General features: G+C 72.6%; 15 protein-coding genes. 11 read left to right on the forward strand and 4 right to left on the reverse strand.

What is annotated here, in order from left to right; translation table 11 throughout:
- Window positions 1–58: 58 nt before the first annotated feature.
- From cobS to BKE41_RS11200, 3 genes are read left to right on the forward strand one after another with little or no spacing between them, the layout of a single operon-like run.
- Complete coding sequence (gene cobS, locus BKE41_RS11190) at window positions 59–892, forward strand: adenosylcobinamide-GDP ribazoletransferase (RefSeq protein WP_012318952.1); 834 nt, start codon at window positions 59–61, stop codon at window positions 890–892.
- Between the two features lie 52 nt (window positions 893–944).
- The gene (locus BKE41_RS11195; RefSeq protein ID WP_012318953.1) at window positions 945–1,157 is read left to right on the forward strand and encodes a DUF1289 domain-containing protein; all 213 of its coding nucleotides are present in this window, start codon (window positions 945–947) and stop codon (window positions 1,155–1,157) included.
- Window positions 1,154–1,846, forward strand: a complete 693-nt coding sequence (locus BKE41_RS11200; RefSeq protein WP_012318954.1) for a TIGR02281 family clan AA aspartic protease — start codon at window positions 1,154–1,156, stop codon at window positions 1,844–1,846. Before BKE41_RS11195 ends, BKE41_RS11200 begins: the two co-directional genes overlap by 4 nt.
- Before the next feature lie 12 nt (window positions 1,847–1,858).
- On the opposite strand, the gene dusA is transcribed toward BKE41_RS11200, so the two are convergent.
- Window positions 1,859–2,818 (reverse strand): tRNA dihydrouridine(20/20a) synthase DusA, encoded by a 960-nt coding sequence (gene dusA, locus BKE41_RS11205; protein ID WP_012318955.1) that lies wholly within the window; start codon window positions 2,816–2,818, stop codon window positions 1,859–1,861.
- 555 nt (window positions 2,819–3,373) lie between these two features.
- Between dusA and motA the strand changes: the two genes are divergently transcribed.
- From motA to BKE41_RS11220, 3 genes are all read left to right on the forward strand, one after another.
- Window positions 3,374–4,237, forward strand: coding sequence for a flagellar motor stator protein MotA (gene motA / locus BKE41_RS11210; RefSeq protein ID WP_012318956.1), 864 nt, complete (start codon window positions 3,374–3,376; stop codon window positions 4,235–4,237).
- Window positions 4,238–4,259: 22 nt separating this feature from the next.
- The gene (locus BKE41_RS11215; protein WP_012318957.1) at window positions 4,260–5,120 is read left to right on the forward strand and encodes a flagellar motor protein MotB; all 861 of its coding nucleotides are present in this window, start codon (window positions 4,260–4,262) and stop codon (window positions 5,118–5,120) included.
- Window positions 5,121–6,174: 1,054 nt separating this feature from the next.
- Entirely contained in the window at window positions 6,175–7,806 is a 1,632-nt protein-coding gene (locus BKE41_RS11220; protein ID WP_245295946.1) for a cache domain-containing protein, read from the forward strand.
- A 68-nt stretch (window positions 7,807–7,874) separates the two neighbouring features.
- On the opposite strand, the gene BKE41_RS11225 is transcribed toward BKE41_RS11220, so the two are convergent.
- Window positions 7,875–8,750, reverse strand: coding sequence for an SDR family oxidoreductase (locus BKE41_RS11225; protein ID WP_063111438.1), 876 nt, complete (start codon window positions 8,748–8,750; stop codon window positions 7,875–7,877).
- Between the two features lie 510 nt (window positions 8,751–9,260).
- Here BKE41_RS11225 and BKE41_RS11230 point away from each other — a divergent pair.
- Window positions 9,261–9,476, forward strand: a complete 216-nt coding sequence (locus BKE41_RS11230; RefSeq protein WP_012318981.1) for a hypothetical protein — start codon at window positions 9,261–9,263, stop codon at window positions 9,474–9,476.
- Window positions 9,477–9,639: 163 nt separating this feature from the next.
- Entirely contained in the window at window positions 9,640–10,065 is a 426-nt protein-coding gene (locus BKE41_RS11235; protein ID WP_012318982.1) for a GFA family protein, read from the forward strand.
- 117 nt (window positions 10,066–10,182) lie between these two features.
- Here the strand turns inward: BKE41_RS11235 and BKE41_RS11240 are convergent, their stop codons facing one another.
- A complete protein-coding gene (locus BKE41_RS11240; RefSeq protein WP_070999396.1) occupies window positions 10,183–10,839 on the reverse strand; it encodes an urease accessory protein UreE in 657 nt (218 codons plus the stop codon).
- 240 nt (window positions 10,840–11,079) lie between these two features.
- On the opposite strand from BKE41_RS11240, the gene BKE41_RS11245 reads away from it, so the two are divergent.
- From BKE41_RS11245 to BKE41_RS11255, 3 genes are all read left to right on the forward strand, one after another.
- Entirely contained in the window at window positions 11,080–11,349 is a 270-nt protein-coding gene (locus tag BKE41_RS11245; protein WP_012318984.1) for a hypothetical protein, read from the forward strand.
- A 164-nt stretch (window positions 11,350–11,513) separates the two neighbouring features.
- On the forward strand, window positions 11,514–12,254 hold the full coding sequence (locus BKE41_RS11250) for a TerB family tellurite resistance protein (protein WP_024830265.1): 741 nt from the start codon (window positions 11,514–11,516) through the stop codon (window positions 12,252–12,254).
- A complete protein-coding gene (locus tag BKE41_RS11255) occupies window positions 12,251–13,006 on the forward strand; it encodes an N-acetylmuramoyl-L-alanine amidase (protein ID WP_012318986.1) in 756 nt (251 codons plus the stop codon). Before BKE41_RS11250 ends, BKE41_RS11255 begins: the two co-directional genes overlap by 4 nt.
- Before the next feature lie 25 nt (window positions 13,007–13,031).
- Here BKE41_RS11255 and BKE41_RS11260 read toward each other — a convergent pair whose 3' ends face one another.
- Window positions 13,032–14,066, reverse strand: coding sequence for a TerC family protein (locus tag BKE41_RS11260; protein ID WP_012318987.1), 1,035 nt, complete (start codon window positions 14,064–14,066; stop codon window positions 13,032–13,034).
- Window positions 14,067–14,171 lie beyond the last annotated feature (105 nt).

Below are 14,171 nucleotides of genomic sequence, written 5' to 3' on the forward strand. Positions count from 1 at the left end.
CGGACGGGGAGACTATACGGGAGCGGCGCGCGGTGGCGGGCGGATGCGAGAGACCGCGATGGACAGGCAGACCGGCGGGGAGGCCGACTGGCCCGGGCGCGGCGCCCTCTACGACCTCGCCGGGTGCCTGCGCTTCTACTCCCGCCTGCCGGTGCCGCAACTGCCCGGCGAGCCGGACCCGCACCGGAGCCCCGACTTCACCACCCTGCCGCGGATGCTGCCCCTGGCCGGCCTGATCCTGGCGCTGCCCGCCGCCCTGGTGCTGGCGGCCGGCTGGGCCGTCGGGCTCGGGCCGTTCCTGGCCGCGACCCTCGCGGTGGCGGTCGCGGTGGTGGCGACCGGCGCCCTCCACGAGGACGGGCTCGCCGACGTCGCGGACGGGTTCGGCGGCGGCGCCACGCGGGAGCGCCGCCTGGAGATCATGCGCGACAGCCGGATCGGCGCCTACGGCGGCGCGGCCCTGGTCCTGGCGCTGGCCCTGCGGATCGGCGCCCTGGCGACGCTCCTCGACCGGACCGGCCACGCGGCCGTGACCGGCCTGATCCTGGCGGCCGCGCTGTCGCGGGTCGCCGCCCTCGCCCCGATGGTGCTGCTGGCGCCGGCGCGGCCGGGCGGCCTCTCCGCCTCGGTCGGCCGCCCGGACCGGGCGAGCCTCGCCACCGCGCTCGGCCTCGGCGCGGTGCTGGCGCTCGGCGCCGTGCCGCTCGGCCTGCCCTTCGGCGGGGTCGCGCTGATGATCCTGTGCGCCGGCCTCGCGGCACTGGGCCTCACCCGGCTGGCGCGCGCGCAGATCGGGGGGCAGACCGGCGACGTCATCGGCGCCTGCCAGCAGGCCGCGGAGATCGCCGCCCTGCTGGCCCTGGTGGCGGCGACGGCGGGCGTGGCGGACTGACAGATCCCGCCGCGTCTTGACCCGGCCACGATCCCCCGGCCAAGGATCACCGATGCCGCCCGCGCCGAAACCGTCCTCCCCCTGCACCAAGGTCTGCGTCCTCGACGCCGCGACCGGCCTGTGCTGCGGCTGCGGCCGGACCCGCGACGAGATCGCCGCCTGGGGCTCGCTGTCGGAGGCGCAGCGCCGCGCCGTGATGGCGGGGCTGGAAGCCCGGATGCGCGCCGCCCGCCTCGCGCCCCTGGAAGCGCCGCTGCCGTCATGATCTATCTCGGCCTCGCGGCCCTCGCCCTGGTTCTCGTCGCCCTGGTCCTCAGCGACGGCAGCGACAGCGTCGGCGGCGTGATCGGGCCCGACCAGTTGGCGAACCTCGCCTGGACCGGCACGATCCTGCTCCTGGTGGTGGCCGGGTTCTGGCGGCAATTCACGGCCCGGCTCGGCGCGAACCTCCAGGCGCTCCTGGCCTGGGCGCTGATCGGCCTCGCCCTGGTGATCGGTTACAGCTACCGCGACCGGATCCAGGACGTCGGCGCCCGGGTGCTCGGCGATCTCCGGCCGGGGAGCGCGACCCCGGGCGCCGACGGCTCGGTCACCGTCACACGGCGGGCGGACGGCGATTTCCGCGTCGATGCCGAGGTGAACGGCCGGGTGCAGCCCTTCCTGTTCGACACCGGGGCGAGCAGCGTCGTGCTCACCGCCGAGAATGCCGCCGCGCTGGGGCTCACGCCCGCGCCCGCCGATTTCACCGCCCGCGTCTCCACCGCCAACGGCGTCACCTACGCGGCGCCGACCCAGCTCGACTCGCTCAGCGTCGGGACGATCACCGAGCGGCGGGTCAACGCCATGGTGGCCAAGCCGGGCGCGCTCTCGGCGAATCTCCTCGGCCAGACCTTCCTGTCGCGCCTGTCCGGCTACGAGGTCCGGGGCGACCGCCTGATCCTGCGCCGGCCCTGACCGGGCCGCCGCTCAGGCGGCGCGCGCCTCGGGCGCGGCGCGGGAGACCAGCGCCACCGCCTCCCGCAGGGTCGCGAGGTCGGCCTCCGGGCGCATCCCGTGGGTCGAGAGGTGGCGCCGGAAGGCCCGCGCACCCGGCCGACCGTTGAACAGCCCCAGCATGTGCCGGGTGACCGCGTGCAGGCGCTCGCCCCGGGCCAGGCACGCGGCGATGTAGGGCTCGAACATCGCGACCGCCGCGAAAACGTCGGGGGCCGGGGCCGGCACGCCGAACAGGTCGGGATCGACGCCGAGCAGCAGTGCCGGCTCGGTGTAGGCGGCGCGGCCGACCATGACGCCGTCGACCTCGGCGAGCCGCGCCCGCGCGGAATCCAGGTCGCGCAGGCCGCCGTTGACCGCGATCGGCAGCCCGGGAAGCCGCCGCTTCAGCCGCGCGGCGCGGCCGTAATCGAGGGGGGGCACGTCCCGGTTCTCCTTGGGCGAGAGGCCCTGGAGCCAGGCCTTGCGGGCGTGGACGATCAGCCCGTCGACGCCCGCCGCCACCACGGCGTCGGCCAGGGCGTCGAGCGCCGCCTCGGGGTCCTGATCGTCGACGCCGATCCGGCACTTCACCGTCACCGGCACGGGGACCGCCGCCTTCATGGCGGCGACGCAGTCACCCACCAGGGCCGGCTCGCGCATCAGGCAGGCGCCGAAGCGGCCCTCCTGCACCCGGTCCGAGGGGCAGCCGACATTCAGATTGACCTCGTCGTAGCCGAGATCCGCGGCGATGCGGGCGGCCTGCGCCAGCTCCCCCGGGTCCGAGCCGCCGAGCTGGACCGCCACCGGGTGCTCCACCGCCGCGAAGCCGAGCAGCCGCTCGCGCGGCCCGTGCAGCACCGCGCCGGTGGTCACCATCTCGGTGTAGAGGCGGGCGCGCGCCGACAGCGACCGGTGGAACGCCCGGCAGTGCCGGTCCGTCCAGTCCATCATCGGGGCGACGGAGAAGCGCCATCCGCTGAGATTTACAGGTTCTTCAGTTGCGGCAATCACTTGCTGTCGCTCTCGTGCTGTACCTCGCCGGGCCCCATCGGGCGTCGGACGGCGCGGAGCCCGGCCTCAGCGTGCCGGCTCGACCCCGTGCTGTACCACCGCTTGGCGCGCGATGGGGACCATCGTCGAGCGCGCGGAGGACCGGGACGACGGGGTATCACGCGAAGATCGCCGTCAAAAGAGCCGGCAAGGTCCACCGCGAGACCCGGACCGTCCACCGGCGCGCGGCCGCGCCCCGGGCCAGGAAGCGGGAGGCGGAACTCGGCGCGCCCGCCGCGGCTGTGCCCGACGACGCGTGAAAGCCGGTGCGGCCGCCTCGGGCACGCCCGCATCCCTTACCTGAGGCCGAACCCGCCCCACCGAACGCCGGGATCAGACATCCTACGATCCTCCGGTCGCGGCTCGAAACGCACCGTTAACCAAGATCAGTGATTTCTCGGATCCATTGGTAGCGTCGCGCGGGCTGCACCTGCCGCCGCTTAAGGATGGCAAGTCATGCGGCTGATCGTCGGCACATTGATCGTCTTCGCCTGCGTCTTCGGCAGCTACGCGGCGATGGGCGGCCATCTGCTGGTCCTCTGGCAGCCGTTCGAGTTCGTCATCATCCTCGGCGCAGCCATCGGCGCCTTCGTCATCGGCAACACCGGGCCGGTGCTCAAGGCCGTGCCCGCCATGCTGGGCACGCTCGTGAAGGGCCCCAAATACAACCAGCAATCCTATGTTGAGCTGCTGGGGATGCAGTATTCGTTGTTCAGGCTCGCGAAGCAGAAGGGTTCGATGGCGCTCGAGCCGCACATCGAAGATCCGGGCGAGTCGACGCTGTTCAACGCCTTCCCGACCTTCGCGGCGAACCATCACGCGGTCGAGTTCGTCTGCGACTACATGCGTATGGTGACGCTGGGCGCCAACAACGTCCACGAGATCGACGCGCTCATGGACGAGGAACTGGAGACGCACCACCAGGAGCAGGAGCGCGTCGTCTCGGCGATGCAGTCGCTCGCCGACGGAACGCCGGCGCTCGGCATTGTCGCCGCCGTGCTCGGCGTGATCAAGACGATGGGCGCGATCAAGGAGCCGCCGGAGGTGCTGGGGCATCTGATCGGCGGCGCGCTGGTCGGCACCTTCTTCGGTGTCTTCGTCGCCTACGGCTTCTTCGGGCCCATGGCGCAGTCGCTCAAGAGCCTCTTCGAGGCCGAATCCAAATACTACCTCTCACTCAAGGCGGGTCTGCTCGCCCACATCGCCGGCCAGCCCCCGGTGATGGCGGTCGAGTTCGCCCGGAAGGCTCTGATGAGCGACGTCCGCCCGACCTTCAACGAGGTGGAAGCGGCGACCGCCGCTCTGCCCGCCCAGAGCTGACCCGATAGCCGGCAGGGATTCGATGACCACGATCATCATCAAGAAGGTCAAGAAGGCCGGCCATGCCCACCACGGCGGGGCCTGGAAGATCGCCTACGCGGACTTCGTGACCGCCATGATGGCGTTCTTCCTGCTGATGTGGCTGATCAGCATGACGACGCAGGAGCAGAAGATCGGTCTGGCGGAGTACTTCTCGCCGGCGGCTCTGAGCCCGGCAACCAGCGGTGCGGGCGGGATCCTGTACGGCACCGCCCTGGACACCGCAGGCAACAAGCCGTCCACCCCCCGCGACGCGGAGAGGGGCTCTGCCGAGCGGGAGGTCACAGCGCGCCCGACCAGTCCGGGCCTCACCAGCGAGCTCGATGCCAGCCGTCCGGTCGCCAACGTGCAGGCCAACTGGAGCGCCATAGCCAGCCTCCGGCAGGCGCTCCAGACGATGCCCGATATCGCCGAGCTGTCGAAGAACATCGTGATCGAGCCGACCAAGGAGGGCGTGAACGTGTCCCTCGTGGACCAGGACGGCCGCTCCATGTTCCGCGAGGGCTCTGTCGAGCCCTACGAGCGCACCCGTCGCGTGCTGGAGGCGCTCGCGCCCGCTCTGCGCCGGATGCCCAATCGCCTGTCCATCACCGGCTACACGGCCGTTGCGCGCCCGGGCTCGGCACGGGCCGGCGAACCCTGGAGCCTCTCCGCCGGGCGCGCGCTCGCCGTGCGCGAGATCCTGTCGGGGGCCGGGGTTCCCAACGACAACTTCTCCGCCGTGTCGGGACGCGGCGACACCGAGCCGGTTTTCCCCGACAATCCCTACCTCGCGCCGAACCGACGGGTGACGATCACGCTGCTCAATGCGAGCCCGCCGGTGCCCCCGAACCTTCTTCGCTGACGACGAGACCTGCGCCGACACGGACGACACCGCGCGAAGCGCCGTCGAGAGCGCTTCAGATCATCGCGGCGTCTCGCGCGCTTCGCGCCGGATCCTGAGCCGCCTCGTCGCGTCCGGCGCGGGCGGCCGAGCCGGAGCGGCCGGCACGCTCGCAGCGCCTGCGAGCTGCGCCGCGATGGATGGGCCCGCCGAGCGCGGAGCCTTCGAGGCGAGCCCGCCCCGACGGGACCTGGTCAAACCCCGGGTGTCGCTTCGCCCCGCGACTCGAAGACGGGATCACGGGTGCCGGACCCGCGGCCTGTCAGGTTCCAGGTCCCGCCAGCGCGATGATGCGGTGCTCCCGTCCGGGCATACGGTCGGGACAGGCGGGGCCTCGCCGATCGCGGCCGCGGTGACAGGGCCGTTCAGCGAGACTTGACTCCGGGCGATCGCGCCGGCCGCGCGCGCATTTCGAGTGCACGTGTCCGCGAGCCGCCCGCGCGGCTCGCGGATGTTCCGCGCCCGCGACCGTCGGGCCCGCGCGCACCGACCGGAGGGCAAGGTCGCGCGGGTTCGCCGCGCGCTCGACGCCCAGCGCCTGGCCCGCGGGACCCGGCCGCCTCCCAGCCCTCGGCGCCGTCGATCCGGCACAGCCAGCGCGCAGGGTGCCGGCCCGGCCGGGCCGCACGCGCCGAACGTCGCCCCCGGGCAGCCATCCGGGCGCGGGCGGATCGCCGTTCCGGCGGCGTTCCGGGGATGTCCCACCGGTCGATGGCGAGGCCCCCGTCGAACAGGGCCGCGCGCCGATGTCGGGCGGAGCGTCGGCCCGGGCCGGCGTCCGGTCCGGCCGGGTGGCCGTCCGGCGCGGACAGGTCTTCTCCGCCGCGATCGGGATGAAGCATATCTCATATGCTCGCCCGTCATGGAATAATTCCAATGTACGGCAGATGATGGTCCGGCGCAGCGCTGAGGGACAGTCGATTCTGTCCGCGGTCTGGGCATAATAACTTTATTCATGGCCGGGAAATTCGATATGACGATCGGAAAGAGGATATTTTACCTTATCGGCGGTATCTTGCTGGCTTTCATATCGATCGTGGGCGTTCAGATCTCGCTCGTCGGCGCGGTGATGATGGATGGCCGCAGGGCCGCCATCCGCGCCCAGGTCGAGTCGGCGCACGGCATCGTGGCGGCGTTCGCCCAGCAGGCGGAGGCCGGCGCCATCACGGCCGACGAGGCGCGGCGGCGCGCGGGGGAGGCGCTGCGGGCGATGCGCTACAACGGCAGCGACTACGTCTTCGTCTACAGCTCGGCCCCGGGCAATATCGGCCGCAACGTCGTCCATCCCGATCCCAAGATCGAAGGCACGCGGTCCCGCGACGACGCGGCGATGAAGAAGACCTTCGTCTGGACGATGATCCAGCACGGCCAGGAGGGCGGCGGCTTCACCGAGTACCGCTGGGCCCGCCTCGGCGAGACCGAGCCCGCCCCGAAGGTCGCCTACTCGCTCGCCTACGAGCCCTGGCAATGGGTCATCAACTCGGCCCTGTACGTGGACGACATCCACGCCATGGACCGGGGGCGGACGGTCACCACCCTGCTCTGGCTGACACCCCTCGCGGTCGGGATCGGGCTGGTCGGGTTCCTGTTGGCGCGCAGCATCACGCGACCCCTGAGCGCCTTCACGGCGGCCCTGCGCCGCCTCGCCGACGGCGCGACGGACGTCGCCATTCCGGGACTCGGTCGGCGCGACGAGATCGGCCACATGGCCGAGGCCGCCGGCGTGTTCCGGGACAGCATGATCCAGGCTCGGACCTTGTCGATTGAGCAGCGCGCCGAGCAGGAGCGCCGGCAGGAGCGCGCCCAGTGGATGCAGGCGGTGACCCGCAGCTTCGACACCGAGGCGAGCCAGCTCCTGGCACAGGTCGATACCGCGGCGGCCGGCATGCGCGAGGCCTGTCGGGCGATGGCCGACACCGCCGCGCAGGCGTCGCGGCAGGCGGGCTCGGCGGCCGGGGCGGCGCAGCAGGCGGCGGCCAACGTGCAGACGGTGGCGGCGGCCACCGAGGAGCTGTCCGCCTCGATCGGCGAGATCGGCGGGCAGGTCACCAAGTCGGCCGCGATCGCCGGCCAGGCCGTGACCGAGGCGGAGCGGACCGACCGGCAGATCCGCGGCCTCGCCGGGGCAGCGGAGAGAATCGGGGAGGTCGTGCGGATCATCGCGGCGATCGCCGAGCAGACCAACCTGCTGGCGCTGAACGCCACGATCGAGGCGGCGCGGGCCGGCGAGGCCGGTCGCGGCTTCGCCGTGGTCGCCGCCGAGGTGAAGGGCTTGGCCGGGCAGACCGCGAAGGCCACCGAGGAGATCACCGCGCAGATCGCGGCGATCCAGGGCGAGACGACGGAGGCGGTCGGGGCGGTCCACGCGATCGGCAGGACCGTCGACACGATGAACGCGATCGCCAGCGCGATCGCGGCGGCGGTCGAGCAGCAGCGATTCGCCACCGGGCACATCTCGCAGAACATCGACGAGGCCGCCCGGGGAACCGACGCCGTGAGCCAGAACGTGGTCTCGGCCTCGTCGGCCGCGGAGGCGACGCACCGCGTGGCCGCGGAGGTCGGCGCGGCGGCCGGCGATGTCTGCCGCAGCGCCGAGGCCCTGCGCGCCGAGGTGATGCGGTTTCTCGTCGAGATGCGCGCCGCCTGAGCGCGCCGTCGCGCGGACGGGCGCCCCCGGGTGCGGGGCCCGTCCGCGAAGCGCACCGGAGGGGCGCGTCAGAACACCGGCATGGCCCCGGCCACCGTGACGAGCGCGCCCGACGTGTAGCTGCTCTCCTCAGAGGCCAGCATCACGTAAGCCGAGGCGAGTTCGGCCGGTTGTCCGGGCCGGCCGAACGGCACCTGGCTGCCGAAGGATTTCACCGAATCCTGGCTCATCCCGGAGGGGATGAACGGCGTCCAGATCGGCCCGGGCAGCACGCCGTTCACGCGCACGCCCTTGTCGGCGAGCAGCTGGGAGAGGCTGAGCACCATGTTGCTCAGGGCGCCCTTGGTGGCGCTGTAGGCCAGGAGCGACGGCATCGGGTGCTTGGAGTTCACCGACGAGGTGAAGATCACCGAGGCGCCGGGCTTCAGATGGGCGAGCGCCGCCTTGGTCACGTAGAACGCGCCGAACACGTTGGTGCGGAAATGGTCCTCGAACACGGCGTCGTCGATCCCGGCGAGGTCCCCGTTCGGCTGCTGGAACGCCCCGTTGTTGACCAGCACGTCGAGGCGCCCGAACGTCTCCAGCGTGCGGGCGACGATCTGGCGCCCGTAGGCGGCGTCCTTGAGATCGCCCGGCAGGAGCAGCGCCCGCCGTCCCGCCTTCTCGACCCACTGGGCGACCGCCTCCGCGTCGGCCTGCTCGTCGGGCAGGTAGGAGATGGCGATGTCGGCCCCTTCGCGGGCGAAGGCGATGGCGACCGCGCGGCCGATGCCGGAATCGCCGCCGGTGATCAGCGCCGCTCGGCCGGTCAGCTTGCCCGAGCCCTTGTAGCTCGCCTCGCCGTGGTCGGGTTCCGGCTCCATGCGGCCGGTCTTGCCGGGAAAGCTCTGGGGCTGCGCCGCGAAGGGCGGGCGGGGATATTTGTGCAGCGGATCCGTGGTCACGCGTCGTCTCCGATAGGGATGCCGGTCCAACCGCACGGTCTCCCGGGTGTTCCAGTGCCCTGGCGCCGCGCCCCGCCCGGCACAGCCCTGCCCGGCACGGCCCCGTTCGAGGCGGCTTCCGTCGCGGACAACACGAACCCGTGTGCCGGCGGCGGGCCGACACAGGTCAGCAACAGCCGTTCGCCACTCTGGCCGCGAGGAGGTCTCGCCATGATCGACGCACAGCCGGAGGATCGGGCCGCCCGCGTGATCGACCGCGTCCTGCTCTGCGCCGCGATGCTCTCGCTCACCTTCGGACTGGCCACGGGCCTGTGGGGCCTGCTGAAGTGAGCCAGCCCCGGGGCCCGAACGCTGCACAGGGATCCGGAACGCCGATCATGAACCGGCCCGGCCGGGCGTCCGCGCGGCGGTCCGGACGCGACTACACCGCCGTGGCGTTGATCGGAGCGGGGCTGGCGGTGCTCGCGCTCGCGCTGCTGCTGGTCGGTATCCCGTGATCGGTCGCCGGCGATGCTGCTGAAGCGCGCCGTCGTCGCCGCGCTGATCGCCGCGGCCGCGGCGTTCCTGCTGTACCTGGCGGCCCTCGCCCGCGCGGCGCTGTCGCCCGACGAGCCCTACGCGGCCAGCATCGGCCTCACCCTCGACCAGTGCGTGGCGGCCCAGGACAGCCTGTCAGACGAGGAGGCGCGCCTCTACTGCCGCAGGCCCGTGCCGAAGCGCCTGTGACCCGGAGCGCAGCGGATGTCCTGACGGCGGAGCGTGAGTTTTCCTGACACGCCGCGTGAAGACATGGTGATTGTCCCCGCGGCGTCGGGAACCTAGACGTCGGAGCACCGGCCGGGTCTGTCGCCGAGTCGGATCGCAGGAAAACGCACGGAAGGCCCGGCCCATGGCGGACGACGCGACGATCCGGTCCGGCCGCTGCCATTGCGGGGCCGTGCGCTTCGAGGCGGCCCTCGGCGACGATCTCGCGTCGATCCGCCGGTGCACCTGCTCCTACTGCCGCATGCGCGGCGCCGTCGTCGTCATGGCGCGGCCGGGCGGGGTCAGGATCCTGCAGGGCGCGGAGGCGCTGACGACCTACCGGTTCCACACCGGGGCGGCGCAGCACTTCTTCTGTTCCCGCTGCGGCGTCTACACGCATCATCAGCGGCGGTCGGACCCGAACGTCCACGCCGTCAACGTGGCCTGCCTGGACGGGGTCAGCCCCTTCGACTTTCCGGAGGTCCCGGTGATGGACGGCGTCAATCACACGAACGACACCGGCCAGCCCACGCGTCGCGCCGGCACGCTGCGCTTCGTCCCGGCGGAGTGACGGCCGCGTGACGGTGGTGGAGCGGCCGCGGTCGGGAGCCGGCGCGGGACCCCCGATCGGTCCCGTCTGACCCGCCCTGTCCCCGAGCGCCGCTCCGGACCGGGCCCGGCTCGAACGCTAGTGCTCGTGGCCGCAGCCGCAGCCGGGACCGTGCACGTGGCCGTGGTCATGGCCGTGGTCATGGGCGTGATCGTGGGCGTGCTTCTGGTGCCCGTGCTCGTGATGGTGCCCGTGATCGTGGCTGTGACGGTGGTCGTGCGCGTGCTTGTGACCGTGGTCGTGATGATCGTGGTCGTGATCGTGGGCATGGTGGTCGTGCCCGTGATCGTGTCCGCAGGTGCTGTGATCGTGGGCGGCCTGCTCGGGCCGGAAGGCGCGGGAGACGGGGGTCGCGACGCAGCCCTGCCCCCGCACCAGCTCGGCCGCGGCGGGTGTCGCCGGCACGTAGAGCACGTCCGTGCCGATCTCGGCGTCCACGTGGCTGCCGCCGAGCTGCCAGGCCAGGCGCAGCAGGCGGGCCGGATTCTCGGCGCGCACCTCCAGGAGGTCCTCGGCGGCCGCCCGCACCGCGACGAGCCGACCGTCGTCGAGGCGCAGGGCGTCGCCGTCCTCGAGCGCCGCGGCCCTGGTGAGCGCGACGTCGAAGCCGAGGCCGCCCTCGGCGACCAGGGATCCCGCGACGGCAGCCCGGGCCGCGCGGTCGAGGGTCACCGTGTCGGCGACGCGGTCGGCGCGGACCGCGGCCCGGCGGACGATCGTGGTGGCTGTCGGCATGGGACCCTCGGACATGAGCCGGACTGGTGCCGGGCGTGGTGCCGGATAGGGCGTCGCGGCATTGCGGCCGGAGCGCCTCCGAACCGTGGCATAGGGCGAGACGGGAACCCGGCGCAACTCGTCCCGCGGCCGATGGAACCTTAGCCGTATGGCCGACATTCCTTTCCTGCTAAGCTCGACGCGATCCGCAACGATCACGGCCACCGGCCGGACCGGATACACAAGGGAGTTCTGGGGACCATGAAGAAGCTGACGGCCGCCGCCATCGCCACCATCGCCGCCCTCTCGCTCGCCGGCTGCAACACCCCGGAGGACCGGGCTCTGGGCGGTGCCGGCCTCGGCGCCCTGACCGGTGCGGCGATCGGCGCGGCGGCCACCGGCCGCGCGGGCGGTGCCCTGGCGGGTGCCGCGATCGGCGGCGCCGGCGGTGCCATCGTGGGCGCCTCGACCGCGCCGCGCTGCCCCTACGGCACCTACCGCGACGCCTACGGCAACGTCTACTGCCGCTGAGCCGCGCTGAGCGTACCTGGGGGGGGGCCGGGCGCGTCCCGGCCCTTCCTCGCGGCGTGCGGAGCGGCTATCCCGTCGCTCGGCCGGGCCCGTCCCGGCGCCGGAACCCCGCCGCCCCCGATGACAGAGCCGAGCCGAGGATCAGCGCCGGGACCGGTCCGCCCATGAATCAGGCGACCAAGTCTCAGGGCGTCTGGGGCAAGCTCGGCGGTGCCGGATTCGGCCTCGCGCTCGGCGGTCCGCTCGGGGCGCTGATCGGCGGGGTCGCGGGCCATTTCCTGCTCGACCGCGTCGGCGCGCCCTTCGGGCGGACGCCGCGCGACGTCGTGTTCACCACCGGACTCGTGGCGCTCGCCGCCAAGATGGCCAAGTCCGACGGGGTCGTGCTGCCGTCGGAGGTCGAGGCGTTCGGCCGGGTCGTGCAGGTGGAGCCGTCCGCGCGGGCGGGCGTCGAGCGCCTGTTCGACCTCGCCAAGAAGACCACGAGCGGCTTCGAGGCCTACGCCCAGCAACTGGCGACCACCTTCGGCGACGAGCCGGCGCTCCTCGAGGACGTGCTCGACGGCCTGTTCCAGATCGCCGGCGCCGACGGGGCGCTGCACGAGGCCGAGGAGCGCTACCTGCGCGCCGTCTCGGGCATCTTCGGATTCGACGAGGCGGCGTTCCGGCGCATCGCCGCCCGCCACGTGCGGCTGCCGGACGATCCCTACGGCGTCCTCGGGCTCGACCGCGGGGCGGACGACGCCGCCGTGAAGGCCCGCCACCGGGCGCTGGTGGCCGAGCACCACCCGGACCGGGCGCTCGCTCGCGGCCTGCCGACGGAGGCGGTCGCCATCGCCACGCGGCGGCTCGCCGCGATCAACGCGGCCTATGACCGGATCGCGCAGGAGCGCGGACTCCGGTGAGTCTCGCGCCCGACAGCCCCCTGGCCCGCCGCGTCGCGCCCTCGCCGAACCACGGCGCCCGCCGCGCGGGGCCGCTCGACATGCTGATCCTGCACTACACCGGGATGGACAGCGGGGCCGCCGCCCTCGCGCGCCTGCGCGACCCGCTGAGCGAGGTCTCGGCGCACTACCTCGTGTTCGAGGATGGCGGCACCGTCCAGATGGTGCCGGAGGCCCGCCGGGCCTGGCACGCCGGGGCCGGCGCCTGGAAGGGCGAGACCGACGTCAATTCCCGGTCGATCGGGATCGAGATCGTGAATCCGGGCCATGCCGGCGGGCTGCCGCCGTACCCGGAGGCGCAGGTCGAGGCCGTGATCGCGCTGGCCCGGGACATCCTCGGCCGCTGGCCGATCCCGCCGGAGCGGGTGCTCGCCCATTCCGACGTGGCGCCCGAGCGCAAGGAGGATCCGGGGGAGATCTTCCCGTGGGACCGCCTCGCGGCGGCGGGGGTGGGTCACCACGTGCCGCCCGCGCGCCTCCAGGACGGCCGCTTCCTCGCGCGGGGCGATGCTGGCCAGCCCGTCGAGGCGCTGCAGGCGATGTTCGCGCTCTACGGTTACGACCTGCCGGTGACCGGGACGTTCGACGCGCGCACCCGGGCTGTGGTCACCGCGTTCCAGCGCCATTTCCGCCCGGCGCGGGTGGACGGCGTGGCCGACGCCTCCACCATCACCACCCTGCGCGACCTGATCGCGGCGCTGCCGGCGTCCTGAGGGCCGGGCGCCCGCCGGGCCTCCCTCAGGCGCGGTGGGCCCGCGCCTCGTGCGGGGGGGCGGCCTCCGGGGCGGCCGCGGCCGAAGCGTCGGTCCGGGTCCGCCAGAGGCTGTAGAAGACACCGGCCGCCAGCAGCGTCAGGGTCACCACAAGGGAGACCCAGGGCTGCACGTGGATGAGCCCGAACGTGTCGGCCACCACGATCTTGGCGCCGATGAAGATCAGGATGAAGGCCAGCGCCGTCTTCAGGTAGGCGAACCGGTCGACCATGGCGGCGAGCGCGAAGTAGAGGGCGCGCAGGCCCAGGATCGCGAAGATGTTGGAGGTGTAGACGACGAACGTGTCGGTGGTGATCGCGAAGATCGCCGGCACGCTGTCGACCGCGAAGATCACGTCGGCGCCGTTCACCAGCACCAGGGCGAGGGCCAGCGGCGTGAAGTACAGGGCGACCTTGCCGGTCTTCGGGTCGGTCTTGCGCACCGTGAAGCGCTGGCCGTGCAGGTCGGGCGTGACCCGGAAGGTCGTCTTGAACCAGCGCACGACGGCGCTGTTCTGGAAGTCGCCCTCCTCCTCGTCGCCCGCGATCAGGATCTTCAGGCCGGCGTAGATCAGGAAGGCGGCGAACAGGGAGAGCACCCAGTGCACCTCGTGCACCAGGGCGGCGCCGAGGCCGATCATCAGGCCGCGCAGCACCACGGCCGCCAGGATGCCCCAGAGCAGGACCCGGTGCTGGGCGGCCCGGGGGACGCCCAGAGCCGTGAGAATCATGGCGATGACGAAGACGTTGTCCATCGACAGCGACTTCTCGACCACGAGGCCGGTGACGTATTCCTCGGCGGAGGACGGCCCGAGATACCACCAGATCCAGCCGCCGAAGGCGAGGCCGAGGGCGAGGTAGAAGCCGGTGAGCAGCAGGCTCTCCCGGACGCCGATCTCGTGCTCCTTGTCGCGGTGGAGGAGCCCGAGGTCGAAGGCGAGCAGGCAGGCGATCAGGACGTGGAACCCGAGCCACATCCACAACGGCTTGCCGAGCCATACGACGGTAAGGACGTCCATCATGTGCGGGACCTGATGCTGATTCCGAATGGAAAGCATCGGCTCCGACATCACGGGCGCTGAGGAGCGCCCGCCAGAGGGGCCCGCAGCCGATGAGGTCGACGTAAG

This window comes from Methylobacterium sp. C1 (assembly GCF_001854385.1).
GTDB lineage: Bacteria > Pseudomonadota > Alphaproteobacteria > Rhizobiales > Beijerinckiaceae > Methylobacterium > Methylobacterium radiotolerans.

Excerpts from the sequence above, each read along its gene's own strand:
- cobS (WP_012318952.1), top strand. The coding sequence starts at position 59 with ATGGACAGGCAGACCGGCGGGGAGGCCGACTGGCCCGGGCGCGGCGCC.
- BKE41_RS11195 (WP_012318953.1), top strand. The coding sequence starts at position 945 with ATGCCGCCCGCGCCGAAACCGTCCTCCCCCTGCACCAAGGTCTGCGTC.
- BKE41_RS11200 (WP_012318954.1), top strand. The coding sequence starts at position 1,154 with ATGATCTATCTCGGCCTCGCGGCCCTCGCCCTGGTTCTCGTCGCCCTG.
- dusA (WP_012318955.1), bottom strand. The coding sequence starts at position 2,818 with ATGATGGACTGGACGGACCGGCACTGCCGGGCGTTCCACCGGTCGCTG.
- motA (WP_012318956.1), top strand. The coding sequence starts at position 3,374 with ATGCGGCTGATCGTCGGCACATTGATCGTCTTCGCCTGCGTCTTCGGC.
- BKE41_RS11215 (WP_012318957.1), top strand. The coding sequence starts at position 4,260 with ATGACCACGATCATCATCAAGAAGGTCAAGAAGGCCGGCCATGCCCAC.
- BKE41_RS11230 (WP_012318981.1), top strand. The coding sequence starts at position 9,261 with ATGCTGCTGAAGCGCGCCGTCGTCGCCGCGCTGATCGCCGCGGCCGCG.
- BKE41_RS11235 (WP_012318982.1), top strand. The coding sequence starts at position 9,640 with ATGGCGGACGACGCGACGATCCGGTCCGGCCGCTGCCATTGCGGGGCC.
- BKE41_RS11240 (WP_070999396.1), bottom strand. The coding sequence starts at position 10,839 with ATGCCGACAGCCACCACGATCGTCCGCCGGGCCGCGGTCCGCGCCGAC.
- BKE41_RS11245 (WP_012318984.1), top strand. The coding sequence starts at position 11,080 with ATGAAGAAGCTGACGGCCGCCGCCATCGCCACCATCGCCGCCCTCTCG.
- BKE41_RS11250 (WP_024830265.1), top strand. The coding sequence starts at position 11,514 with ATGAATCAGGCGACCAAGTCTCAGGGCGTCTGGGGCAAGCTCGGCGGT.
- BKE41_RS11260 (WP_012318987.1), bottom strand. The coding sequence starts at position 14,066 with ATGATGGACGTCCTTACCGTCGTATGGCTCGGCAAGCCGTTGTGGATG.